A 23,148-nucleotide genomic window follows, 5' to 3' on the forward strand; every position below is an offset into this window, starting at 1 on the left:
CGCGGAAAAAATCTTCGAAAAACCGGGTCGGGGCCGCTTGACAATGCCCCGGCCCTGGGCGAAAAGCCCGCACACGGCGAGGGGCTGTAGCTCAGTTGGGAGAGCGCATCGTTCGCAATGATGAGGTCAGGGGTTCGATCCCCCTCAGCTCCACCAAGCCGTTCCCCTGAAAAGAAAATATGACGCGCCCTGTGGGGCGGGCTCTGCCTGTTGACCGCCGGTTCAGCCGAACCCGCGGATCACCGTCTCGATCCGGTCGTGATCCGAAAGCGGCGTGCCGTCGGGCGTGAGCGCGGGGCGGATTGCGGTTTCCCCCAACTCCAGGCCGCGGGCGAGGAACCAGTCGAGTTTCATCGCGCGTTCGGGCCAGCGGGTGATCAGGCTCGGCCGCGTCGTCGGGGCCTCCTCCGGCCCGCCCTGCGCGGTGAAGCCTGCCGCCTGCGCCACCGCGAAAAGCCCCTCGGCGCGCCAGTCGCCCCCGGCGTGGTTGCCGGTGTTCAGATCGCCGCCGATCAGCACCGGCAGGCCCGGAAACGCCAAGTCAACCGCCGCGATCAGCGCGGCGATCTGCGCCGCGCGATGATCGGCGCCGCAGGCGCTTTCGAGATGGGTGGAGACGGCGAGCATCGGCCCGGCCTCGGTCTCGATCCGCGCGCCGATCGCCAGTCGCTCGCCCAGCCGCGGCTGATCGGCATCGGTGAACCATTGCCGATGGCCGGGCAGGCGCAGCGCGAAAACCGCGCCAAGCGGCGCGCGCGCCATCAGCGCATTTCCGTGAAATCCCAGACGGTTGAAGTCATCGGTGCAGAAATCGCGCTCCTCGGGGGAGCCGAGGCCAAGCTCCAGGAACTCGACCGCATAGGCGTAACCCATGCCGAGCGTCGCGGCGATCTCGGCGGTGGGGTGGCTCTGCGCGGTGCGGGCCGTGCCGCAATCCATCTCGGAGAGCAGCACGAGATCGGCGCCCGCAAGCGCCACCGCGGTGCTTTCGGGGAAGAGGCAGCGCTCGAGGTTCCAGGCCGCGACCCGGATCGGGAAGGCGAGCGGGGCGGGCGGCGCGGTGCCGCCGGTCTCGACAAGGTTCAGCGCCGGGATCGTCGCGGCATGGGCGTCATGCGCGACGACGGTGCGGGGCAGGGCGGCAAGGTCGCGCGCCGCCGCGCCGGGGGCGGGCAGGGCGGAAACCGTCTCGCGGATCACAGCGCGGGCTCCGTCACGCGGGCGCGGGGCGCGGGGCTGTCGAGGCGCTTGCCGGTCATCGTGTCGAAGAGATGCAGCGCGCCCGGGGCGGGGCGCAGGTGCAAGAGCGCGCTTAGCGGCGCCTCGGGCGGCAACACCACGGCGAGGCGCTGCCCGGCGATCAGCCCATGCACGATCCGGCTCGCGCCGAGCTCCTCGACGTAATCGACCTCGAGCGGGACGCCGGTCGGATCGGGGTGCAGCTCCTCGGCGCGCAGGCCAAGCGTGACCGGCCCCGCGGGGGCCGCGACCGGGCCGAGGTCATGGCCCTCGAGCGTGAGGCGGCCGTGTTCGACGCGCGCATCGACGAGGTTCATCGCCGGCGCGCCGATGAAGCTTGCCACGAAGGTCGAGGCCGGGCGGTGATAGACCTCGAGCGGCGTGCCCACCTGCTCGATCCGCCCGCCGTTCAGCACGACGAGCCGGTCGGCCAAGGTCATCGCCTCGAGCTGGTCATGGGTGACGTAAAGCGCGGTGGTGCCGAGGCGGCGCTGCAGCTTGCGGATTTCGCCGCGCATCGTCACGCGCAGCTTCGCGTCGAGGTTCGAGAGCGGCTCGTCGAAGAGGAAGGCCGCCGGCTGGCGCACGATCGCGCGCCCCATCGCGACGCGCTGGCGCTGCCCGCCCGAAAGCGCGCGCGGCTTGCGGTCGAGATAGGGGGTGAGTTCGAGCATCTTTGCCGCCTCCGCCACCCGTGCGGCGATCTCGGCGCGCGCGGTGCCGCGGTTCTTCAGCCCGTAGCCCATGTTCTCGGCGACGGTCATATGCGGATAAAGCGCGTAATTCTGGAACACCATCGCGATGTCGCGCTCGGCCGGTTCGAGCGCGTTCACCACGCGCCCGCCGATCGCGATTTCGCCCGCGGTGATCTCCTCGAGCCCCGCGACCATGCGCAGGAGCGTCGATTTCCCGCAGCCCGAGGGGCCGACGAGCACGATGAATTCGCCATCGCGGATCGCAAGCTCGACGCCGGAGACGGCGGTGACGCCGCCCGTATAGGTCTTGCCCACGGATTTGAGGGTGATCTCGGCCATCATTTGTCGCTTTCGGTCAGGCCCTTGATGAACATGCGCTGGAAGAAGACGACGACCGCCACGGGGGGCAGCATCGCCAGCACCGCAAGGGCGAAGGCTTCGTTGTAATCGGGGATCTGCGCGCCGATCCAGACCTGCAGGATCGACTTGATGCCGCGCATCAGCGTGAAGAACCGCTCGTCCGTCGTCATCAGGATCGGCCAGAGATACTGGTTCCAGCCATAGACGAACATGATGATGAAGATCGCGGCCATCATCGTGCGCGAGAGCGGCACGAGGATGTCGAGGAAGAATTTCACCGGCCCGGCGCCGTCGATCCGCGCCGCCTCGAGGATCTCGTCGGGGACGGATTTGAAGAACTGGCGGAAGTAGAAGGTGCCGGTCGCCGAGGCCAGCAGCGGCACGATCAGCCCGGTCCAGGTGTTGAGCAGATGCAGATCGCTCATCACCTGATAGGAGGGCATGATCCGCACTTCGAGCGGCAAGAGCAGCGTGGTGAAGATCATCCAGAAGAGCGCGGTGGCAAAGCGGAAGCGGAAATAGACGAGGCCATAGGCCGCGCACATCGAGAGCACGATCTTGCCCACCGCAAAGCCGAGGCCCATCACGAGCGAGTTGAACATCATCCGCAGCCCGGTCACCTCGCCGGTGAAGCCGCCCTTGTGGGTGAGCACCTTGGTGTAGGTCTCGACCCCGTGGCCGCCGGGCAGGAGCGAGAGCGCATTCATGTGGATGTCGGCCGCCGTATGGGTCGAGGACATCACCGCAAGCGCCACCGGCACGATCAGGAAAAGCGCGCCGAGGATCAGGATCGCATGGTCGAGGGGTTTGATTCTGGTCATCGGCTCACCCGTAATGCACGCGGCGTTCGAGGAAGCGGAACTGCACCACGGTGAGCGCCGCGACGAGCACCATCAGGATCACCGACTGCGCCGAGGAGCCGCCGATGTCGTTGCCTTTGAACCCGTCGAGATAGACCTTGTAGACGAGGGTCATCGGGTTGTTCGCGGGCTTGTCCTTCACGATCACGTCGATGATCCCGAACGTGTCGAAAAGCGCATAGGTCACGTTGATGATCAGCAGGAAGAAGGCGGTGGGCGCCAAGAGCGGCAGCGTCACGTCCCAAAACCGCCGCCAGCCCGAACGCGCGTCGATCAGCGCCGCCTCGCGCACCGAGACCGGCACCGATTGCAGCCCCGAGAGGAAGAAGATGAAATTGTAGGGGATCTGCTTCCAGACCGCGATCAGCACCATCGCGAAGGCGGTGTCCCAGTAGTTGATGCCGACCTTGAGGTCATAGCCGAAAAAGGCCGCGGCCTGGGTGAAGGGGCCGACATGCATGTCGAAAAGCATCATCCCGATCAGCGCGGCGACCGGCGGCGCGATCGCATAGACCGAGATCAGCGCCGTCTTGTAGGCGCCGGCGCCGCGGATCACCTTGTCGGCCTTCACCGCGAGCAAGAGGCCCAGGCCAAGTGCGAGCGCCGTCACCACCGCGGCAAAGCCCGCGGTGAACAGCGCAATGCCGCGGTATTCCCGCGCCGCCAGCGTGTCGCGGTAATTGTCGAGCCCGACGAAGGAGGCGCCGAAACCGAAGGGATCCTCGAGGTAGAAGCTCGAGGTCACCGCCTGCACCGAGGGCCAGTAGAAGAAGATCACCACCACCGCGAGCTGCGGCGCCAGGAAGAGCCAGGGCGTCAGCGGGCGGTCGAACTGCACGCGCTTGGCGGGGGGCGCATCGGCGCCGCCCAGCCGGCGCAGCCAGCGGCGGGCAGGGCCGGGGGAAAGGGTCGTATCGGTCACGGGCGCTCCGGTCTGGGCGGGAAAAGCGAAGGCCCCGGGCGCGCGGGCGCCCGAGGCCGTTGATCTGTGGGCCGCCTCAGCCGCCGGTCTTGGCGAAACGGGCGAGCAGCGCGTTGCCCTCGCTCTCGATCGTGTCGAAGGCCTGCTGCGGCGTCACCTCGCCCGAGAAGATGCGGTTGAACTCGCGCTCCTCGATCGAGCGGATCTGCGGGAAGAAGCCGAGGCGATAGCCCTTCGTCCATTCGCCGCCCGGCAGCATCAGCTGCTGGATGCCGACCTCGGCGATCGGGTGCTCCTTGTACCAGCCCTGCTCCTTGGCGAGGTCATAGGCGGCGGTGGTGATCGGCACGTAGCCGGTGTTCTCGTGCCAGTAGACCTGCACCTCGGGCGAGGTCAGGAAGGAGAAGAACTCGGCGGTGCAGTCGTTCTCCGCCTTCGGCTTGCCCGCCATCGCGAAAAGCGCGGCGCCGCCGATGAAGCTCTGCTTGCCCTCGCCGAGGGAGGCCCAATAGGGCATGAAGGTCGCCGAGAAGGGCATGACGGCGGTCTTCGTGAGCCCGCCGAAGGAGCCCGAGGAGCCGATCCACATCGCCACCTTGCCCTCTTCGAAGGGCTTCTGGTTGTCCGCCCAGCCCGCGCCGTAGAAGCCGTAAAGCCCCTTGTCGGCCCAGTCCTTCAGCTTGTCGAACATCATCACCTGGTTCGCGTCGTTCACGATCAGCTCGGTGCCCGCGGCGCCGTCATAGCCGTTGTCGTTGGTGGCGAACTGCTGGTTGTTGCGCGACTTGAAGTTCTCGACCATCATCCAGGTCAGCTGCGAGGCGGCGAGCGGGATATAGCCCGCCTCCTTCAGCTTCGGCGCGACCGCTTCGAACTCTTCCCAGGTCTTCGGCGGCTCGACACCGGCCTTCGCGAAGGCCTCGGTGTTGAAATACATGATCGGCGCCGAGGAGTTGAACGGCATGCCGATGAACTTGCCGTCCTTGTCGGCGTAGAAATTCCGCACGCCCGGGATGAAGTCGTCACGGTCGAAGGCCTTGCCCGCGCCGGTGAGCAGATCCTCGGCGGCGATCGTAGCGCCCTTGGCGGCGATGATCGTGGCCGCGCCCGCGTCGAAGACCTGCAGGATGTTCGGCTGCTCGCCCGAGCGGAAGGCGGCGATGCCGGAGGCGAGCGCCTCCTCATAGGTGCCCTTCGAGATCGGGGTGAGGTGGCAGGCCTGCTGGGCGTCGTTGAACTTCTGCGAGATCTCGTTGATGACCTCGCCGTTGCGGCCGCTCATGCCGTGCCACCAGGTGATTTCGGTGCCCGCAAGCGCGGTGGTTGCGGTGAGCGCGAGCGCCAGAGTGGCAAAGGAAGCGGTTTTCAGCATCGTGGTTTCCCCGGTTGCGATTTCGCGGGGAAGCTCGCGCGGTTTCACGTCGGAAATGTCTCGGGCGGATGACGGGGAGGTGAAACTTCGCGCGGGTGACGCAACGGCGCCCGCGCGCCCCGCGGCGGTGGACGCAGCGCCGCCTATGCGCTACGCTCGATCTTGCGAAACCGGTGGGGTGGGGCGATCCGGTCGGTGAAGCAGCAACCGCGACACTGTCCGGGTGCGCTTCATTGTCGTCGGCCTCGCCGGCGTGCCTTGGTGTGCCCGGATGCAACCGGACGGTCTTTCGACCGCCAAAACATCTGGGGTTTCCATGACTTCCTTCTTTGTGACCTATGGCACGAGCAACACGCAAAGCCTCGCTGCCGGAGAAACCGGGCTCGTCACCACCGCGGGCTCGATGATGCCCGCGAGCGGCGTTTCCCCGATCGCCATGAGCGGCGCGACGCTCACCGTTTACGGTGCGGTGATGGGCACCGATGCCCCCGCCGTCGCGCTGGTGAACACCGACGATGCGGCCAACAGCATCACCATCGGAGCGAGCGGCACGCTCAGTGCGACCGGCGGCGGCGGGGTGATCGACGGGCTCGGCATGGGGCTGGGCTTTCCGAACCTGATCCTGACGAACTTCGGGTTGATCGCGGGGGCTGGCGTCGGCACCGATGGGGTGCTGCTGCAGGCGGGCGGCAACCGGATCAACAATGCCGGCACGATCTTCGCGGCGGATGACGACGCGATCCAGATCAACAACGGCTTCGGCACGAGCGACAGCCTCTACGCGAATACGATCATCAACAGCGGCACGATCTCCGGCACGACCGCGCTGAACGTCGCCTCGCTCGCGGGGAACCGGATCGTGAACAGCGGGCTGATGCAGGGCACGGATGTGGCGATCCGGCTCAACGGCAACGGGGCCGATCACCTGATCAACACCGGGCAGATCGTTGGCGACGTGCTGACGGGCCCGGGCGACGACGTGATCGACCTGCGCGGCGGCACGGTGAACGGGGTGGTCAACGGCGGCACCGGCAGCGATCTCTACCTGATCGACGATCCGGCGGTGGAGATCACCGAGGGCAGCGAGACCGGCGTCACCGACGAGGTGCGCGCCTGGTGCGACTATGCGCTCGCCGATGAGATCGAGGTGCTCACCCTGCGCGGCGAGGCCCTGCGCGGCACCGGCAATGCGCTGGCCAACACGATCACCGGCAATGCCTTCGACAACCTGCTCGACGGGGACGACGGCAATGACACGGTTCTGGGCGGCCGCGGCGACGACACGATCTTCGGCTCGGGGGGCGACGATTCGATCGAGGGCGGCGGCGGCGCGAACCTGCTCTATGGCGACGCCGGGGCCGACACCGTGGTCGACGGCAATGGCGACAGCCGGCTTCTCGGCGGGGGCGGCAATGATTCGCTCCTCGGCTCCTGGGGCGAGGACACGCTGATCGGCGGCAGCGGCGCGGATGTGCTGCGCGGCGGCGGGGATGGCGACAGCTTCGTCTTCCGCCGGGTCAGCGACAGCCTGAGCACCGGGCGCGACCGGATCGCCGATTTCGTCTCGGGCGAGGACCGGATCGACCTGTCGCAGATCGACGCCGACATCGGCGCCGCGGGCGACGGCGCCTTCACCTTCGTCGATCATTTCTCGGGCGATGCGGGCGAGCTGCGGATGCGCGTGGTGAATGGCAACGGCTTCCTCGAGGGGGACGTCGACGGCGATGGCGGTGCCGATTTCTCGATCATGCTGGTCGGGGTCACCGAAATCGCGGCGGGCGATCTGATCCTCTGAACCGCGCGGGCGGCGCCAGGGCGCGCCGCCCGCCATCTGCGGCGAGATGTCGCAGAGGTGCCGCTTGTTTCGGCGCTGCGCCCGCGATCGTCACGCGATCCCGAAAGTTGGCGCTGCGACGCAGCAAAATCTCTGCGATGCAGAAATTTCATTACCATTTTTCAAAGAAGTCGTGTCTCTATGGCGGCGAACAACGCTCGGAGGCAGCATGTTTTCGTTACAGGGACAGAAGATTCTCGTCGTCGGGATCGCCAATGCACAGTCCATCGCCTATGGCTGCGCGCGCGCATTCCGCAATCAGGGGGCCGATCTCGCGGTGACCTGGCTCAACGCCAAGGCGGAGCCGCATGTCCGCCCGCTCGCCGAGGAGCTCGGCGCCGAGGTGATGATGCCGCTCGACGTCACCGTGCCCGGCGAGATGGAGACCGTCTTCGCCGAGCTGAAGGAGCGCTGGGGCAAGGTCGACACCATCCTGCATTCGATCGCCTTCGCGCCGAAGGAGGATCTGCACGGCCGCGTCATCGACACGTCGGCCGAGGGCTTCGGCCGCGCGATGGACATCTCGGTGCATTCCTTCCTGCGGATGATCCGCGCCGCCGAACCGCTGATGGCGAAGGGGGGCACCTGCCTTTCGGTCTCCTTCTTCGGCTCGACCCGGGTGGTGGAGCATTACAACATCATGGGTCCGGTGAAGGCCGCACTCGAAAGCTCGGTGCGCTATGCGGCGGCCGAGCTCGGCGAAAAGGGGATCCGCGTGCATGCGCTCTCGCCCGGACCGCTGGCGACCCGCGCGGCCTCCGGCATCGACCATTTCTACAAGCTCCTCGCCGAGGCGACGGTGCGCGCGCCGACCCATATGCTGACCACGATCGACGACGTCGGCGCGATGGCGGCCTTCCTCGCCTCGCCCGAGGCGAAGAACCTCACCGGCGGCATCCACGACATCGACGGCGGCTATTCGATCACCGCCTGATCGCTTTCCCGGCACCGAAGGGGGCGCGCCCGCGATGGCGCGCCCCCTTTCCGTTTCGGTCATTATCCCCAGATATCGTGGCGGCGCGCCGAGTTATCCACGACAAATCGCTTTACAGAAGCCCCGACGCAGGACACGATATATTGTAGGAAAGGTGGCTGCCACCGCCGTTCCTAGCGACAATACCAAACCCTAGGGGCTGCATCCTGGGGGCACAGAACACCGGGGGGCTGAGCATGGCATTGACCGAGGACTATCTCGAGGGGACCGAGATCCACCCGATCGACGTCGTCGAGACGCTGGCCGAGGCGCATGAATGGGATTTCGACCGCGTCGCCGAGGATCAGATCGCGATGGCGGTGGAGGGGCAGTGGCGCTCCTATTCGATCACCCTCGCATGGTCGGCGCAGGACGAAACGCTGCGGCTGATCTCGACCTTCGAACTCGACCCGCCGCGCGACCGCGAAGGCGCGCTCTACGATCTGCTCAACCGCATCAACGATCAGGTCTGGACCGGCGGCTTCACCTTCTGGCCCGAGCCGAAGCTGATGGTCTGGCGCTATGGCCTCGTGCTCGCCGGCGGCCAGATCGCCTCGCATGAGCAGATCGACCGGCTGATCGGCGGCGCGGTGATGGCGGCGGAGCGGTTCTACCCGGCGATGCAGCTCTGCTGCTGGGGCGACGAGACCCCCGAGGCGGCGATGAAGGTCGCCATTGCGGAGGCCTACGGCCGCGCCTAAGGTCGCCCCCGAAAGGGGAACGACATGGATTTTTCTGCGATCGAGGCGCGCGGCCTGGTGCTTCTGGGCTGCGGCAAGATGGGCTCGGCGCTGCTCGCCGGCTGGCTGCGCGAGGGGCTGTCGCCCAAGGCCGTTCATGTGGTCGACCCGCATCCTTCCGACTGGCTGAAGGGCACCGGCGTCGCCGTGAACGACCCGCTGCCCGCCGCGCCGGCGGTGGTTCTCGTCGCGGTGAAGCCGCAGATGATGGGCGCCGCGCTGCCGCAGTTGCAGGCGCTGGGCGGGGGTGCGACGCTTTTCGTCTCGATCGCCGCGGGCACCACGATCGCCAGTTTCGAAGCCACTCTCGGCGCTGCCACGCCGCTCGTGCGCGCGATGCCGAACACCCCCGCCGCGATCGGCCGGGGCATCACCGCGATTGTCGGAAATGCCACCGCAACGCCTGCCGATCTCGACCTTGCCGAGGGGCTGCTGTCGGCGGTGGGGCAGGTCGTGCGGCTCGAGGCCGAGGCGCAGATCGACGCGGTGACCGCCGTTTCCGGCTCCGGCCCCGCCTATGTCTTCCTCTTGATCGAGGCGCTCGCCGCCGCGGCCGAGGCGGAGGGTCTCGCCCCCGGTCTCGCGATGAAACTTGCCAAGGCCACCGTGGGCGGCGCCGGGCAACTCGCTGAAGACGCTGGCGATTCCCCCGCGCAGCTGCGCATCAACGTGACCTCGCCGGGCGGCACCACCGCCGCCGCGCTCGCCGTGCTGATGGATGCGGAAACCGGCTTCGGCCCGCTCCTTCTCCGCGCGGTGAAGGCCGCCGCCGACCGCGGCCGGGAGCTTGGCAAATGAGCGCGACGTTCGACGATTTCCTGAAACTCGACATCCGCGTCGGCCGCATCCTCACCGCCGAGCTCTTCCCGAAGGCGCGCAAGCCGGCCTACAAGCTGACGATCGACTTCGGCCCCGAGATCGGCGTGAAGAAGAGCTCGGCGCAGATCACCACCCATTACACGCTCGAGGAGCTGCCCGGGCGGCTGGTGATGGGCGTCGTCAATTTCCCGCCGCGCCAGATCGGCCCCTTCATTTCCGAGGTGCTGACGCTCGGCGTGCCCGACGCCGCGGGCGAGGTCGTGCTCGTCGCCCCCGGCGCGGATGTGCCGCTCGGCGGGCGGCTCTTCTGATGCGGCTCCTCGTCACCCGCGCGCTGACGCCGGCGGTCGAGGCACAGGTCGCGGCGGAATTCGACGTGACCTTCCGCAATGGCGCCGCGCCGATGACCGAGGCGGAAGCCGCCGCAGCGCTTGCCGAATACGATGCGCTTCTGGTGACGCTTGGAGACCGGCTGACGGCGCAGGCTTTTGCGGGGCCGCTGCGCGCGAAGATCGTCGCGAATTTCGGCGTGGGCTACAACCATATCGACGTGGCGGCGGCGAAGGCGGCGGGCGTCACGGTGACGAACACGCCGGGTGCGGTGACCGATGCCACCGCCGACATCGCGCTCACGCTGATCCTGATGAGTGCGCGGCGTGCCGCGGCGGGCGAGCGCTTCGTGCGCTCGGGCGCCTGGACCGGCTGGACGCCGACGCAGTTCCTCGGCCATCACGTCACCGGCAAGCGCGTCGGCATCATCGGCATGGGGCGGATCGGCAGTGCGATCGCGCGCCGCTGCCATTACGGCTTCGGCATGGAAGTGCTGTTCTCCAAGCGCACGCCTCTGCCCGATCCCGGCCTGCCCGCGAAACAGGTCTCTCAGGACGAATTGTTGGAAAAGTGCGATTTCGTGGTGATCGCCGTTCCCGCGAGCCCTGCGACGCATCACTTGATCGGCGCGGCCGAGATCGCAAAAATGCTACCCCATGCGCATCTGATCAACATCGCGCGCGGCGATATCGTCGACGAGGCGGCGCTGATCGCGGCGCTGGAGGAAGGCCGCATCGCCGGCGCCGGGCTCGACGTCTACGAGCGCGAGCCCTTCGTGCCCGAACGTCTCCGCGTGCTCGACACTGTCACGCTGCTGCCGCATCTTGGAACCGCGGCGCTCGAGGTGCGCGATGCGATGGGTTTCATGGCGCTCGACAATCTGCGCGCCTTCCGCGACGGAAGAACGCCCCCGAACGCGGTGTGATTTTCTTGACCTGACGGGAACAACCGGTGCATCTGGGCGGACCTGTGGAGAAGATCATGTTCAGCCCTGCGATCACCGGGACGGGCGTATTCGTCCCGCCCGAGACCATCACCAACGACGAGCTCGTCGTCGCCTTCAATGCCCATGCCGATCTTTTCAACGCCGAGAATGCGGCGGCGATCGCGGCGGGCGAGCTGGCTGCGAAGGAGCATTCCTCGAGCGAATTCATCCTCAAGGCCTCGGGCATCGAGAGCCGCTATGTGATGGACAAGTCGGGCGTGCTCGACCCCGCGCGGATGTATCCGCGCCTGCGCCAGCGCTCGGATGACGAGCCGGGGATCATGGCGGAAATGGCGCTCGACGCCTGCGAGAAGGCGCTGGCGCAAGCCGGGCGCCGGGGCGAGGAGATCGACCTCGTGATCTGCGCCGCCTCCAACATGGAGCGCGCCTATCCGGCGATTGCGATTGAAATTCAAAAGCTTCTCGGGGCAGGGGGCTTTGCCTTCGACATGAACGTCGCCTGTTCCTCGGCGACCTTCGGGATCCAGACCGCGGCGGATATGATCCGCACCGGCTCCGTGCGTCGCGCCCTCGTCGTGAACCCCGAGATCACCTCGGGCCACCTGGAATGGCGCGACCGCGACTGCCATTTCATCTTCGGCGACGTCGCCACCGCCACGGTGATCGAGCGGCGCGAGGAGGCTTCGCAGGGGTTCGAGGTGCTCTCGAGCCGCTGCGCCACGCAATTCTCGAACCATATCCGCAACAACAACGGCTTTCTGCGCCGCACCCGGCCCGACGGCCTCGCGGACCGGCGCGACATGCAGTTCATGCAGGAGGGGCGCCGGGTCTTCAAGGAGGTGCTCCCCCTCGTCGTCGCCCATATCGAGGCGCATCTGGCCGAGGTGGGCACCGATGCCGCGCATCTGCGCCGGCTCTGGCTGCATCAGGCGAACAAGACGATGAACGATTTCATCGGCCGCAAGGTGCTTGGCCGCGAGCCCGAGCCAGGCGAACAGCCGAACATCCTGCAGGAATTCGCCAATACCTCCTCGGCCGGCTCGATCATCGCCTTCGACCGCTTCTCGGACGATTTCGCGCCGGGCGACAAGGGGCTGATCTGCTCCTTCGGGGCGGGTTATTCGGTGGGCTCGGTGCTGGTCGAAAAGTTCTGATCGCGCCAGAGGACGTGCCGGATGCCTCCGGCGGGAGTATTTGGGCCAAGAAGAAACGGCATCTTCTTCTTGGCATAAATACTCACTTTCCGTCGCCAGTCCCCGCTAGACCGTCGCCCACCGCCTCGCGCCAATGCCGGCGGCACAGGCTCACATAGGTCTCGTTGCCCCCGATCTGCACCTGCGCGCCGTCGCGCAGGGCGCGCCCGTCGGGGCCGAGCCGCGCGACCATCGTCGCCTTCTTCCCGCAATGGCAGATCGTGCGCACCTCGCGCATCTCGTCGGCGAGCGCGAGCAGCGCCGCGGAGCCGGGGAAGAGCTGGCCGCGGAAGTCCACGCGCAGCCCGTAGCACATCACCGGCACGTCGAGATCGTCGACCGCCCGGGCCAGTTGCCAGACCTGCGCACCGCTGAGGAACTGCGCTTCATCAACAAAAACGCAGGCGCAGGGGCCTGTTTCAAGCCGTTTCTGCACCTTTTCGAACATATCTGTGCCGGCGTCGAAAATCTCCGCCGCGCTGCCGATGCCGATCCGGCTTGCGATGCGCCCGGCACCGGCGCGGTCGTCGAGCCTGGCGGTGAGCAGATAGGTCTGCATCCCGCGCTCGATGTAGTTGTAGGAGGCCTGCAAAAGCAGCGTGCTCTTGCCCGCGTTCATCGTCGAGTAATGGAAGTAAAGCTTGGCCATGAGGCCCCATAGCCCCGGTGCGCGCGTGGCGCAAGCGCCGGAAAGAAGACCTCCGCGGATCGCCGGTATCTCGGCCGCACGGTTCCCGCCCGTGCCCACGGAGGCCCCCACCCATCTCGGCCCGGGATGGCCGATCCTCACACTCCCCGCGTTGCGGGTGCTTTCTGTGTGACAATTTCGGGGGGACAGGATAAGGGGAATGGGAGGGCGGATTTCCCAGTCTCAGGTGCGTGGCGCGGATAAGTGGTTGCAATGATGGAAAAGATCGACGGTTACCTGAAAAAGCACACCGAGTCTCTGGTGAAGGATGTCGGGATCGAGGCGGCGGCGCAGGCCTGCGGCAAGTCGAAGGCGACGCTCGGGCGCTATTATTCCGCCGATCCCGAACATGCCGACCGCTTCATGCCGATCGACGTCGTGGCCAAGATCGAGGCGGTGGCGAAGTTCTCGCATGTGACCCAGGCGCTGGCCGAGATCGCCGGGCTCGAGGTCTCGATCGACGAGAGCCGGCGCAATGCCCTGCCCGACGGGCAGGTCAGCTCCGACGTCGTGGTGCTGAGCCAGCGCTTCGCCAATCTGATGGCCGAGTACCACCAGTCGATCATGGACGGGAAGATCACGATCAACGAGGCGCGGCGCCTGATTTCGGAGACCCAGGCGCTGCAGAAGGTGCTGATCGAGATGAAGATGCATCTCGAGGAGGAAACCGTCCGCTGAGCCCCGGGCGGGGGCTCAGTGCCCCCGCTGCGCGCGCCGGCTGCGGCTCGGCGGCGCATTGCCACCGGCCCCGGCATGGGCCGCGGATTTCGCCCCGGGCTTTTGCGGTTTTGCGGCGGGCTTGCCGCCTTCGGCCGGCTTCGCGGCGGGTTTCGGGCCGCGGCCGCGATGCGGCTTCTTGCCCTTCGGCTGCTGCCCCGGCGCCGGACGCGAGCCGCCCTCGGCATGGGCTTCGCCGCCGACGACCGGGATCTTCGCCCCCATCGCCTTTTCGATCGCGCGCAGCTCGGTCATCTCGAGCGGCCCGCAGAAGGCCACCGCCCGGCCGTCACGGCCCGCGCGCGCGGTGCGCCCGATGCGGTGGACGTAGTTCTCCGGCACGTTCGGCAGGTCGTAGTTGTAGACATGGGCGACGAGCGGAATGTCGAGGCCGCGCGCGGCGACATCGGTCGCCACGAGGATCTCGATCTCGCCCGCGCGGAAGGCGTTCAGTGCGCGTTCGCGCTGGTTCTGGCTCTTGTTGCCGTGGATCGCGGTGACCGAAAAACCCCATTTCTCGAGCAGGCCGGCCAGCTTGTCGGAGCCGTGCTTGGTGCGGTTGAAGACCACCGCCAGCTCGCCCGGGTGTTTCGAGATATACTCGGCCAGCAGCGCGGCCTTCTCGCCCTGGGTGGTGAAATGCACGCCCTGGTCGATCTTTTCTGCGGCCTTGCCCGGGGGGGCGACCTCGACGCGGACCGGATCGGTGAGGTAGCTGTCGGCGAGCTCCTCCATCAGCTTCGGCATCGTCGCCGAGAAGAGCAGCGTCTGCCGCTCGGCCGGGATCAGCTTCGCGATCCGGCGCAGCGCGTGGATGAAGCCGATGTCGAGCATCTGGTCCGCCTCGTCGAGCACGAGGTATTTCGTCTCGCTCAGCACCAGCGCGCGGCGCTCGATCAGGTCGATCAGCCGCCCCGGCGTGGCGATCAGCACATCGGTGCCCTTCGCCAGTTTCTCGGTCTGCACATTGATCGAGGCGCCACCGACGACGCGCTGGATCCGCACCGGCGCGCCCTCGGCATAGGCGCTCAGGTTCTCGTGGATCTGCGTGGCCAGCTCGCGCGTGGGGGCGAGCACGAGGGCGCGCACGGTCTTCGGCGCGGGGCGCTTGCCATAGGCGATGATGCGGGTGAGCATCGGCAGGCCAAAGGCCGCGGTCTTGCCGGTGCCGGTCTGCGCGAGGCCGAGCAGGTCGCGGCCGCGCACGATCTGCGGGATCGCCTTTTCCTGGATCGGCGTCGGTTTGATCAGGCCGATGCCGGCGAGGTTTTGCAGCAGGATCGGCGCGAGGCCGAGATTGTCGAAGTTTTCCAAAGTCTTGTCTTTCTTGGCGCCAAAGGGCGCAACGGATCGGGCCGGACATCTGTCCGGCGGGGCGGGCGGGCGCGGGCCTCTCGCCCGCTGGCCCCCCGCGTGATTGTGAGGCCGAAATCCGCCCTTGCGCGGGCCCGAGGCCCCGGCGCGGCTGCTCACGCGGCAGCGGTTGCGGATATCCCGCAGATGGGCGCTGCGGCGCGGAAAGTCAAGAAAAACCGCTCGTCAGGCGCGATCGGCGGTATCCATCCAGATCGTGACCGGCCCGTCATTCGTCAGGCTCACCGCCATGTCGGCGCCGAATTCGCCGGTCTCGACCGGCAGGCCAAGATCGCGCAAGGCCTTGGAAAAATGCTGATAAAGCCGGTCGCCGATCTCGGGCGCGGCGGCGGTGGAAAAGCCCGGGCGGTTGCCGCGCGAGGTGTCGGCGGCGAGCGTGAACTGGCTCACCACGAGGCAGGCGCCGCCGATGTCGGTGACCGAGCGGTTCATCTTGCCGGCCTCGTCCTTGAAGATCCGCAGCTTCGCGATCCGCCCGGCGAGCTTCTCCGCCTCGGACTCGGTATCGCCCTGCATCGCGCAGACGAGGATCAGCAGCCCTTGTTCGATTTCTCCTATTGTCTGCCCGTCGACGACCACGTCGGCCCAGGTGACTCGTTGGATAAGTGCTCTCATTGCAACTCCTCTGCCCAGGGCGGATTGGCCCCGGCGCGGCTGACGGTGATGGCGGCGGCGGCCACGCCAAGGCGCAGGCAGCCCTCGATCAGCGCGCCATCGGCACTGGCCACCGCGGTTTTCGACAGCAACCCGGCGCGGTGCAGCTCGGCCAGCACGCCGGCGTTGAACGTGTCGCCCGCGCCGACCGTGTCGACCACGGCGACGCGCTGCGCGGGGACGAAGACGGTATCATGCGCGGAAAACCCATGCGCGCCCACCGCGCCCTCGGTGACGAAGACGAGCTTCGGACCAAGGGCGAGGAGGCCGTGCGCGAGCGGTTCGATCTCGCCCGGGCCGGCAAGCCAGCGCAGGTCTTCGTCGGAGAGTTTCACGATATCGGCGGCGGCGATCATCCGGTCGAGCCGGGCGCGATAGGCGCCTTCGTCGCGGATGAAACCGGGGCGGATGTTCGGGTCGAGCATGGTCAGCCGATGCGGCGCCTCGTGCAGCATCAAGGCCTCATAGGCCGCGCCGCAGGGCTCGACCGCAAGGGAAATCCCGCCGAAGAACAGCGCCTGCACCTGCGCCGGGAGCGCCGGCATTTCCCCGGGCGCGAGCATCCGTCCGGCGGTGTTTTCGTCGTAAAATGCGTAGCTTGCCTGGCCCTCGACCAGCCGCACGAAGGCGAGCGTCGTCGGCCGGTCGGAGCGGATCGCAAGGCTTGCATCGACCCGCGCGGCGGCGAGCGCCTCGGTCAGTACCGCGCCGAAGAGGTTGGTGGAAATCCCCGAGAGGAAGCCCGCGGGCGCGCCGAGCCGGCCGAGCGCAATCGCGGTGTTGAACACCGAACCGCCGGGGCAGGGGGCGAAGCAGGGCTCGCCACCCGCGCCCTCGCGCGGCAACATGTCGATCAGCGCCTCGCCGCAGCTCAGGATCATCGCTTCCTCCCCTTGGGCGGGACAGTCGTAGCGCCGGGGCGGGCGCCGCGCAATCGGATCACTGCCCCTGGGTCTGGCTGAAATAGGCGATCGCCGCGATCGCAAGCGCCGCGAGGATCACCGCGAAGGCGATCTTCCAGGCCGACCAGGGGCGATCGCCCTGCACCGCGCCGGTCTGCGCGTTGACGACGAAGCGATAGGAGCGGTCGCGGTATCTGTAGGCGGCGGTCCAGACCGGTAGCAGCACATGTTTGAAGGTCTCGGCGGCGAAGGCGGGATCGAGCCGGCCGATCTGCTGCTCGTCGCCGCCGATGTCGCGCCGCACGTCGGACTGGATCACCCGCAGCATCTCGGCGCGGGCGAGGTGATGGCCTTCATGGAGCTCGACCGTATAGGCCTCGGCCTCGAAACCGGCAATGTAATCAGGCGCGTAGCCTTGCAGCGCCGAAAGATCCCAGGGTTGCAGCGCGGCGATGTAGGGCGGCGGCAGCGAGCGCGCGGCATAGATCAGCACATCGTCGAAATCGCGCGCGACCCGGCCCGAGACCGGGGTCCAGCGGATGTGACGCTCCTGCACGGTCCGCATCTGCGGGCGGCCATCGACCATCACCTGAACCTGCCGGGTGGTGTAGTAGTAATCGCCGCGCTGGCCGCTGTAGCCGGTGCGGCTCGCGGCGTCGAAGGTCCAGAACGGGGCGTATATGCCGCTCATCTTGCGGCCGCGCCGCGCATATTGCGCGAGCCCCGAGGGCGCGAACCAGAGCCGGCCCAGCCAGCGGCCAAGCGCGGCGCGCGCCTCCTCCTCGGTCAGCTGGAACGGCACCAGTCCCTGCGGTTTGATCAGCCGTTTCGTGCCGGTGTCGAGCACGACCGGAGTAGCACAAAACGGACAATTCAGCGCGTGATCCGCGCCGGAAACCTCAATCGAAGCCCCACAATTCGGACATGAGACCGAGCGATGCTCCTCCATCTCCTCGGCCGGCAGATCGGCGGCGAGACCGGCCGCCAGTGGCAGCTCGCGCAGATGCGCGAGGCCGCGGCCGGTGGCCTTCGGGATGTCCTGCACATGGCCGCAATGGTCGCAGACCAGCCGCTCCTGCCCGGGGGCAAAGCGCAGATCGGCGCCGCAGCTCTCGCATTGAAAATGATGCTCGACCGGGGCTGCGCCCGCTCGTGCGACCTTCGGCATGCCGCTCATCCGCCTCTCCCGCTCCGTCCCCGACCCGGCTCAGGACGCCACGGGCGGCACCGGCGGGGGCGGCGGCGCGATGGTGAAAAGCTGCGCGAGCTCGGTGATCTCGCCCGCGGGTTTCCAGCCCTCCTGCCCGGGCGACCAGACCAGCGTTTCGCGGGTGAAGCTGCCGTCGGCGACCATCCGGCCAAGATGGCCGCGGCCATAGGGGCCGGTCGCTTCGCCGCTCACCGCGACATGCCAGACCTTTTCCACCGGAACCGGCGGCGGGGTGACCGGCGCCGCGGTGGCGACCGTGCCGCCCCAGGGGCCCGCCATCTGCCCGCCCATCGCCATGCCCATGCCGGCGCCGATCCCCGCGCCCATCGCCGCGCCCATGCCGGCCGAGGCCGCGCCGCCCGGCTGGCCCATCGCCTCGGCCGCGTTGAACTGCATGTAGCGGTTCAGATCGCCGACCACGCCCATCGAGGTGCGCTTGTCGAGCGCGGCCTCGACCGCCTCGGGCAAGCTGATGTTTTCGATGTAGAATTCCGGCAGCGTCAGGCCATAGGCGGCGATCACCGGCTCGATCGCCCTGGCGATCAGCTTGCCCATCTCGGCGGTATTCGCCGCCATGTCGAGCACCGGGATCTTCGACCCCGCGACGGTCTGCGAGAACGCCTGCACGATCACGTTGCGGATCTGGAAGCTGATCTCGTCGGCGGTGAATTCGCCATCGGTGCCGACGATCTCGGCCATGAATTTCGCAGGATCCGAGACCCGCATGGAATAGGTGCCGAAGGCGCGCAGCCGCACCGGGCCGAACTCCGGATCGCGGCAGATCACCGGGTTCTTCGTGCCCCATTTCAGGTCGTTGAAACGGGTGGTGTTGACGAAATAGATCTCGCTCTTGAAGGGCGATTGAAAGCCGTGATCCCAGTGCTGCAGCGTGGTCAGGATCGGCATGTTGTTCGTCTCGAGCATGTAGAGCCCGGGCTGGAACACGTCGGCGATCTGGCCCTCGTGCACGAAGACGGCGGCCTGCCCCTCGCGCACGGTGAGCTTCGCGCCATATTTGATCGCGTGATCGTAGCGCTCGAAGCGCCAGACCATGGTGTCGCGGGTGTCGTCCGTCCAGGCGATGACGTCGATGAATTCGCCTTTGAGGAAATCGAAGATGCTCATCTGGCTCTCCTAGCTGTCAGGGCCCATCAGTTCGGTGGCAATGGTTTCGACGATCGGGCGCGCCTCGGCCTCGGTCATGCCGGGGCGCAGGCGCGGGTCGTAGAGGATGCGCAAGAGCAGCTCGTCATGGCGGGTGAGCAGCGCGAATTCCTCGTCGTCGTTGAAGATCGAGGGGCGCGCCTGCGGGTAGTCGTTGGCCAGGCCAAGCCCCTGAGCAAGCTCCTCGTGGATGCACGAAAGCCGCAGCATCTCGGGGTGCTCGGCGCGGATCACCGCGACGGCGCGCGAATATTCGGGGGCCGAGCCCTCGGAGAAGGCGAAGACGACGCAGAAGGTCGAGGGGGCAAGCTCGGTGATCGCATTGACCGAGGCCGAGTCGATCCCCGGCACCAGCCGTTCGAGCCGCGGGCCAAGCGCGCGGCGCTCGTCCTCGTTCACCACCAGCACGTTGAAATTGCCGCCCGAGGGCACGACCTTGACGGGGTGATCCGCGGCGCGGGAAAGCTGTCCGGCGAAGGCGGTGATATGGGCGCGGTCGGTCTGGCGCTCGGCCATCGGCACCGAGGCGCCGAATTCGACCGTCATCCGCACCGGCGCCTCCCAGCGGCGCAGCCGGCTCGCCGTCTGGCGCGCGACGAAAGTGCCGCCGCGATTGGCGTATTCGTCGTAAAGCGCGATATGGATGAAATCGTCGACCAGCTGGCGGGTGCCGAAGGGCGCGTCGCGCGGGGCGACGTCGCTGCGCAGCAGGCCGCGCTCGCGCAGGGTCTGCGCCACCTGCCGATAATAGCTTTGCATCGCGAGGCTCTCGGCGGAGCGCGGCACGATCGCCCCGGATTCGCCGAGATCGCCCGGGGCGGGCAGCGGGCGCGGTGCCTTGCGGGGCGCCGAGCCGCCGCCGAAGGGCAGATCGGCACAGCCCGCAAGCAGCGCGCAAAGCGCGAGCGCCGTGCCCAGCCCCCGCGCGCCGGTGCGGATGAATCGCCCGCTTCGCGTCATTTCAGCCCTTCGTCGCTTGTGTCGTGGCGCGCGCCGCGGCGAGCGTGTCGCGCAGCTTGCCCTCGAGCGCGATGAGCTCCGCCTCGGCATCGGCGCGCTTGCGCTTGCCCTCGTCGGCGATCCGCAGGCTGTCCTCGATCGTCGCGATCAGATCGGCATTGGCCTGTTTCACCGCGTCGATGTCGAAGATGCCGCGCTCCATCTCGGTGCGGATCGCGACATTCGCCTCGCGCAGGTTCTTCGCATTGGCGGTCAGCAGCTCGTTGGTCAGATCGGCGGCCTGTTTCACCGCCTTCGCCGCCTCGGACGAACGCTGGATCGTCACCGCCTGCGCGAGCTGCGTCTCCCACAGCGGCACGGTGTTCACGAGCGTCGAGTTGATCTTGGTGACCAGGCTCTTGTCGTTTTCCTGCACCAGCCGGATCGAGGGCAGCGACTGCATCGTCACCTGCCGCGTCAGCTTCAGATCATGCACCCGCCGTTCGAGGTCATCGCGCGCCGAACGCAGGTCGCGCAGCTCCTGCGCCGCGAGCACCTTGTGGTCCTCCGCCGCGGCGGCGACCGCGGCCTCCTTCGCGGGGATCAGCGTCGCGTCGATCTCCGCCAGCTTCTCGGTGCCCGCCGCGATGTAAAGCGCAAGCTCGTCGTAGAATTTCAGCGTGCGGTCATAAAGGATATCGAGCGCCTTGATATCCTTGAGCAATTTCGATTCGTGGCTTTCCAGATCGGCAGTGATGTGGTCGATCTGCCCCTGCACCTTCTCGAAGCGCGAGAGGAATTTCGCGAAGGGCGCGGCGCGGCCGATCAGCCGCTCCCACCAGCTCTGCTTGCGCCGCACATCGAGTTCGGAGACCGAAAATCCGCGCAGCGTCGAGACGATCTCGCTCAAGCTGTCGCCCGCGGGGCCGAGATCCTTGTTGCGCACGCCGCTCAGCATTTCCTGGCTGATCGACTGCAAATCGTTCTGCGCGCGGGCGCCGAAATGCACGATCGAACCGGCGTTCGTCAGGTCGATCTCCGCCATCCGGCGGCGGATTTCCTCGGCGACGGGCGGGGCGGCGGCGTCGAGCTGCGGCGCCTCGCTGCCCGGTTCGGGCAACACCGTCGCGGCGACGCTCTCGATTTCGGCCTGGGCCGCAGCGGCCCGGTCCTGCACGGTTTCGGTCATACTCACCCCCGTTGGGCGAGCCGATCACACCGGCCGGATCTCGCCCGTCTCACCAGTTTCGGAGCCGCCCGCCGGCCGAGCCGCGGCGCGGATCCCGCACAGGCAGTCCATCGCCTCGCCCGAAAGCCGTTCGAGCGCGTCGGCGTAGCTGCCGAGGGCATATTCCTTCGTCGCGTCGGGAAGGACAACCGAAAGTTTCCCGGTTTCCGCCTCGAGCCGGAGAAGCCCGCCCTCGAGCTGGCGGAGTGCCGCCGATCGGGCCGGCTCCCCCGCCGCGCTTTCGACGAGCAACCGCTTTTGCAGCGCGCGATATTCGGCGAAGGGGGGCAGCAGCTCGGGCGCCTCGACGCGCAGCTTCTGGTGGATCGCGGTCATCCGCGCCTTCAGCGTGATCGCGAATTCCGCCGGGGCGGCGGTGTTGTGCGCCGTCTGTGCGCCGCCGCGGCGATGAAAAGCGCCTGCGATCGGGGCGGTGCCGGCCGCGGCGGGCAGCGGCGCGGGGCGGTGCAGCGTGACGAGCGCGCGCGCCCGTTCGCGCAGCTGCCGGCAGCCGCTTTCCACCGCGTTCGCAAGGGCGGGCAGGCGTGGGCGCAGCGCACGGGTGATCGGGCGATGGGCCAGCGCGCCGATCACCAGCGCGGGCAGCACGAAGAAGACAAGCGCGCCCTGCAGGAAGTGCCACAGCGCCAGCGGCAGCGCGAAGAGCGCGTCGGAGGGCGAGGGCGCCGCCTCGGCGCGCAGCGTGAGCAGGGCGGAGCCCAGGATGGCGGCGCCGGAGGAAAGCAGCGGAAGGGAAAAGGATTTGTGCATCGGGGCGCTCTGGGTCTGGATCGCCCCAGATTTCCCCCCGAAGCGGGGCGGATTTGTGGCCTCCCCGGGGAAAAACCGCGAGAAAGGGTTAACAGAGTGTTGACGCCCCGGCGTCGCGCGGCGGCAGATCTTGTGGGATCAGCCTTTCGGCGGCGCCAGCCCCTCGCGCGCGAGCCGCTCGCGCAGCACCTCGATCTCGACCTCGAGCCCGTCGCGGCCATTGGCGATCAGGCTCTGCGTGCGGGCGGTGAAATTCGCCTCGAGATCGTCGAGCAGCGCGGCATAATCGGCACGCGCCTGGGCGTCGCGGTTCTGCGCGAAGAGATCGGCGAATTTCACCGTCGCGTCGCGCGCGCCCTCCAGATAGACGCCCATGTAGCGCCGTGCCGCAGCCAGATCGCCCGGGTCTTCCTCGACCGCGCGGAAAAGTTTGCGCGCGGTGGCGGCGAAGGTCTCGACGCGGGCCACCAGCGCGGCATCCCCGGCCCGCGCGATCGCCTCGCGCATCGCGGCGAGGTATTTCTCGCCCTCGGCCACGACTTTGGCGACGCGATCTTGCTGAAACGGGTCGATCCCCTCCATCCCCTTGTCGCGCGTCGGATCGGGGCCGAAGGCGGCCAGCGCGAGCGCCCCGCCGATCAGCGCGATCACGATCTGCCCGGCGAGCCCCGTCTCCGGCGCGCGCGCGCCAAGGCCAAGCCCGATTGCATAGATGACAGCGCCAAGGATCTTGCGCGGCAGCGCCGGGCGGCGCGCGACGCGGCGCGCGTCATAGGCGGCCTCGGCCTTCAGCCCTTCGCGGATCAGCCAGGCCGCGCCGCCGATCAGCGCGAAGGCGCCGATATTGCGGGCAAGCGCGACCGGCCCGTCGCCGAAAGCGTGCAAAAGCAGCGGCGCCGCGGCGAGGAGCAGCCAGAACGGCCGTTTCGCCAGCGGATGTGGCGGGTGTTCCGGCGCGGTGACCGTGCGCCCGGGGGCAACGCCGGGATAGCCTTCGCCCTCGGGCCGCTCGCCCGGGGAATATTTGCCGCCGAACCGCTGCGCCATCTCAGACCGTCCCCTTCATCGCGACCGAGAGGGTGAGGGCGAAGAGCAGCCAGAAGGCGATGGTTTGCACGGTGCGGCGCGACATGGGGCCTCCGGTGGGCGTGGGTTCGCCTCAACCTAGGCGCAAGCGCGCCGCCCTTCCAGTGCCTAGGCGCGTGCGGGGGAAAACCT

23 protein-coding genes and 1 tRNA gene are annotated in these 23,148 nt (G+C 67.9%); 9 read left to right on the forward strand and 15 right to left on the reverse strand.

Going from position 1 to position 23,148, the window contains the following annotated elements; translation table 11 throughout:
- The first annotated feature begins 80 nt into the window (after positions 1-80).
- Positions 81-156, forward strand: a tRNA-Ala gene (locus AB7U46_RS03280).
- 66 nt (positions 157-222) lie between these two features.
- Here AB7U46_RS03280 and AB7U46_RS03285 read toward each other — a convergent pair.
- The 5 genes from AB7U46_RS03285 to AB7U46_RS03305 form a co-directional block, all read right to left on the reverse strand.
- Positions 223-1,200, reverse strand: coding sequence for an endonuclease/exonuclease/phosphatase family protein (locus tag AB7U46_RS03285; RefSeq protein ID WP_428335502.1), 978 nt, complete (start codon positions 1,198-1,200; stop codon positions 223-225).
- Entirely contained in the window at positions 1,197-2,273 is a 1,077-nt protein-coding gene (locus tag AB7U46_RS03290; protein ID WP_428335503.1) for a sn-glycerol-3-phosphate import ATP-binding protein UgpC, read from the reverse strand. Before AB7U46_RS03290 ends, AB7U46_RS03285 begins: the two co-directional genes overlap by 4 nt.
- Positions 2,273-3,115: a sn-glycerol-3-phosphate ABC transporter permease UgpE gene (gene ugpE / locus AB7U46_RS03295; protein ID WP_428335504.1), complete on the reverse strand. Its 843-nt coding sequence runs from the start codon at positions 3,113-3,115 to the stop codon at positions 2,273-2,275. The genes AB7U46_RS03290 and ugpE overlap by 1 nt, the downstream gene beginning before the upstream one ends.
- A gap of 4 nt (positions 3,116-3,119) precedes the next feature.
- Positions 3,120-4,076: an ABC transporter permease subunit gene (locus AB7U46_RS03300; RefSeq protein ID WP_428335505.1), complete on the reverse strand. Its 957-nt coding sequence runs from the start codon at positions 4,074-4,076 to the stop codon at positions 3,120-3,122.
- 76 nt (positions 4,077-4,152) lie between these two features.
- On the reverse strand, positions 4,153-5,448 hold the full coding sequence (locus AB7U46_RS03305; RefSeq protein WP_428335506.1) for an extracellular solute-binding protein: 1,296 nt from the start codon (positions 5,446-5,448) through the stop codon (positions 4,153-4,155).
- Between the two features lie 316 nt (positions 5,449-5,764).
- Between AB7U46_RS03305 and AB7U46_RS03310 the strand changes: the two genes are divergently transcribed.
- The 7 genes from AB7U46_RS03310 to AB7U46_RS03340 all read left to right on the forward strand — a co-directional run bounded on the left by AB7U46_RS03310 (position 5,765) and on the right by AB7U46_RS03340 (position 12,244).
- Positions 5,765-7,243 (forward strand): calcium-binding protein, encoded by a 1,479-nt coding sequence (locus AB7U46_RS03310; protein ID WP_428335507.1) that lies wholly within the window; start codon positions 5,765-5,767, stop codon positions 7,241-7,243.
- A 208-nt stretch (positions 7,244-7,451) separates the two neighbouring features.
- Positions 7,452-8,216: an enoyl-ACP reductase FabI gene (fabI, locus tag AB7U46_RS03315; RefSeq protein WP_428335508.1), complete on the forward strand. Its 765-nt coding sequence runs from the start codon at positions 7,452-7,454 to the stop codon at positions 8,214-8,216.
- Between the two features lie 236 nt (positions 8,217-8,452).
- Positions 8,453-8,956, forward strand: a complete 504-nt coding sequence (locus tag AB7U46_RS03320; RefSeq protein ID WP_428335509.1) for a YbjN domain-containing protein — start codon at positions 8,453-8,455, stop codon at positions 8,954-8,956.
- A gap of 24 nt (positions 8,957-8,980) precedes the next feature.
- On the forward strand, positions 8,981-9,793 hold the full coding sequence (gene proC / locus AB7U46_RS03325; RefSeq protein ID WP_428335510.1) for a pyrroline-5-carboxylate reductase: 813 nt from the start codon (positions 8,981-8,983) through the stop codon (positions 9,791-9,793).
- Positions 9,790-10,125: a tRNA-binding protein gene (locus AB7U46_RS03330; protein WP_428335511.1), complete on the forward strand. Its 336-nt coding sequence runs from the start codon at positions 9,790-9,792 to the stop codon at positions 10,123-10,125. Before proC ends, AB7U46_RS03330 begins: the two co-directional genes overlap by 4 nt.
- On the forward strand, positions 10,125-11,069 hold the full coding sequence (locus AB7U46_RS03335) for a 2-hydroxyacid dehydrogenase (RefSeq protein ID WP_428335512.1): 945 nt from the start codon (positions 10,125-10,127) through the stop codon (positions 11,067-11,069). The genes AB7U46_RS03330 and AB7U46_RS03335 overlap by 1 nt, the downstream gene beginning before the upstream one ends.
- Positions 11,070-11,125: 56 nt before the next feature.
- The gene (locus AB7U46_RS03340; protein WP_428335513.1) at positions 11,126-12,244 is read left to right on the forward strand and encodes a beta-ketoacyl-ACP synthase III; all 1,119 of its coding nucleotides are present in this window, start codon (positions 11,126-11,128) and stop codon (positions 12,242-12,244) included.
- Positions 12,245-12,326: 82 nt separating this feature from the next.
- On the opposite strand, the gene AB7U46_RS03345 is transcribed toward AB7U46_RS03340, so the two are convergent.
- Positions 12,327-12,932 (reverse strand): thymidine kinase, encoded by a 606-nt coding sequence (locus tag AB7U46_RS03345; RefSeq protein WP_428335514.1) that lies wholly within the window; start codon positions 12,930-12,932, stop codon positions 12,327-12,329.
- A 255-nt stretch (positions 12,933-13,187) separates the two neighbouring features.
- Between AB7U46_RS03345 and AB7U46_RS03350 the strand changes: the two genes are divergently transcribed.
- On the forward strand, positions 13,188-13,649 hold the full coding sequence (locus AB7U46_RS03350; protein ID WP_428335515.1) for a hypothetical protein: 462 nt from the start codon (positions 13,188-13,190) through the stop codon (positions 13,647-13,649).
- 15 nt (positions 13,650-13,664) lie between these two features.
- On the opposite strand, the gene AB7U46_RS03355 is transcribed toward AB7U46_RS03350, so the two are convergent.
- From AB7U46_RS03355 to AB7U46_RS03395, 9 genes are all read right to left on the reverse strand, one after another.
- Positions 13,665-15,002 (reverse strand): DEAD/DEAH box helicase, encoded by a 1,338-nt coding sequence (locus tag AB7U46_RS03355; protein ID WP_428335516.1) that lies wholly within the window; start codon positions 15,000-15,002, stop codon positions 13,665-13,667.
- Between the two features lie 225 nt (positions 15,003-15,227).
- Positions 15,228-15,677: a D-aminoacyl-tRNA deacylase gene (gene dtd, locus AB7U46_RS03360; RefSeq protein WP_428335517.1), complete on the reverse strand. Its 450-nt coding sequence runs from the start codon at positions 15,675-15,677 to the stop codon at positions 15,228-15,230.
- Positions 15,674-16,597, reverse strand: a complete 924-nt coding sequence (locus AB7U46_RS03365) for a carbohydrate kinase family protein (protein ID WP_428335518.1) — start codon at positions 16,595-16,597, stop codon at positions 15,674-15,676. Before AB7U46_RS03365 ends, dtd begins: the two co-directional genes overlap by 4 nt.
- 58 nt (positions 16,598-16,655) lie before the next feature.
- Positions 16,656-17,795: a primosomal protein N' (replication factor Y) - superfamily II helicase gene (locus AB7U46_RS03370; protein ID WP_428335519.1), complete on the reverse strand. Its 1,140-nt coding sequence runs from the start codon at positions 17,793-17,795 to the stop codon at positions 16,656-16,658.
- Positions 17,796-17,825: 30 nt separating this feature from the next.
- Positions 17,826-18,953 carry an SPFH domain-containing protein gene (locus AB7U46_RS03375; protein ID WP_428335520.1) on the reverse strand — a complete coding sequence of 376 codons (1,128 nt, stop codon included), beginning with the start codon at positions 18,951-18,953 and terminating at the stop codon, positions 17,826-17,828.
- A 9-nt stretch (positions 18,954-18,962) separates the two neighbouring features.
- Positions 18,963-19,952 (reverse strand): DUF2927 domain-containing protein, encoded by a 990-nt coding sequence (locus AB7U46_RS03380; RefSeq protein WP_428335521.1) that lies wholly within the window; start codon positions 19,950-19,952, stop codon positions 18,963-18,965.
- 1 nt (position 19,953) lies between these two features.
- Positions 19,954-21,120 carry a toxic anion resistance protein gene (locus AB7U46_RS03385; RefSeq protein ID WP_428335522.1) on the reverse strand — a complete coding sequence of 389 codons (1,167 nt, stop codon included), beginning with the start codon at positions 21,118-21,120 and terminating at the stop codon, positions 19,954-19,956.
- A 24-nt stretch (positions 21,121-21,144) separates the two neighbouring features.
- Positions 21,145-21,930 carry a hypothetical protein gene (locus tag AB7U46_RS03390; protein ID WP_428335523.1) on the reverse strand — a complete coding sequence of 262 codons (786 nt, stop codon included), beginning with the start codon at positions 21,928-21,930 and terminating at the stop codon, positions 21,145-21,147.
- 138 nt (positions 21,931-22,068) lie between these two features.
- The gene (locus AB7U46_RS03395) at positions 22,069-22,977 is read right to left on the reverse strand and encodes a 5-bromo-4-chloroindolyl phosphate hydrolysis family protein (protein WP_428335524.1); all 909 of its coding nucleotides are present in this window, start codon (positions 22,975-22,977) and stop codon (positions 22,069-22,071) included.
- Between the last annotated feature and the right edge of the window lie 171 nt (positions 22,978-23,148).

The organism is Paenirhodobacter sp. (assembly GCF_050177655.1).
In the GTDB taxonomy this organism is placed as follows: Bacteria; Pseudomonadota; Alphaproteobacteria; order Rhodobacterales; family Rhodobacteraceae; genus Rhodobacter.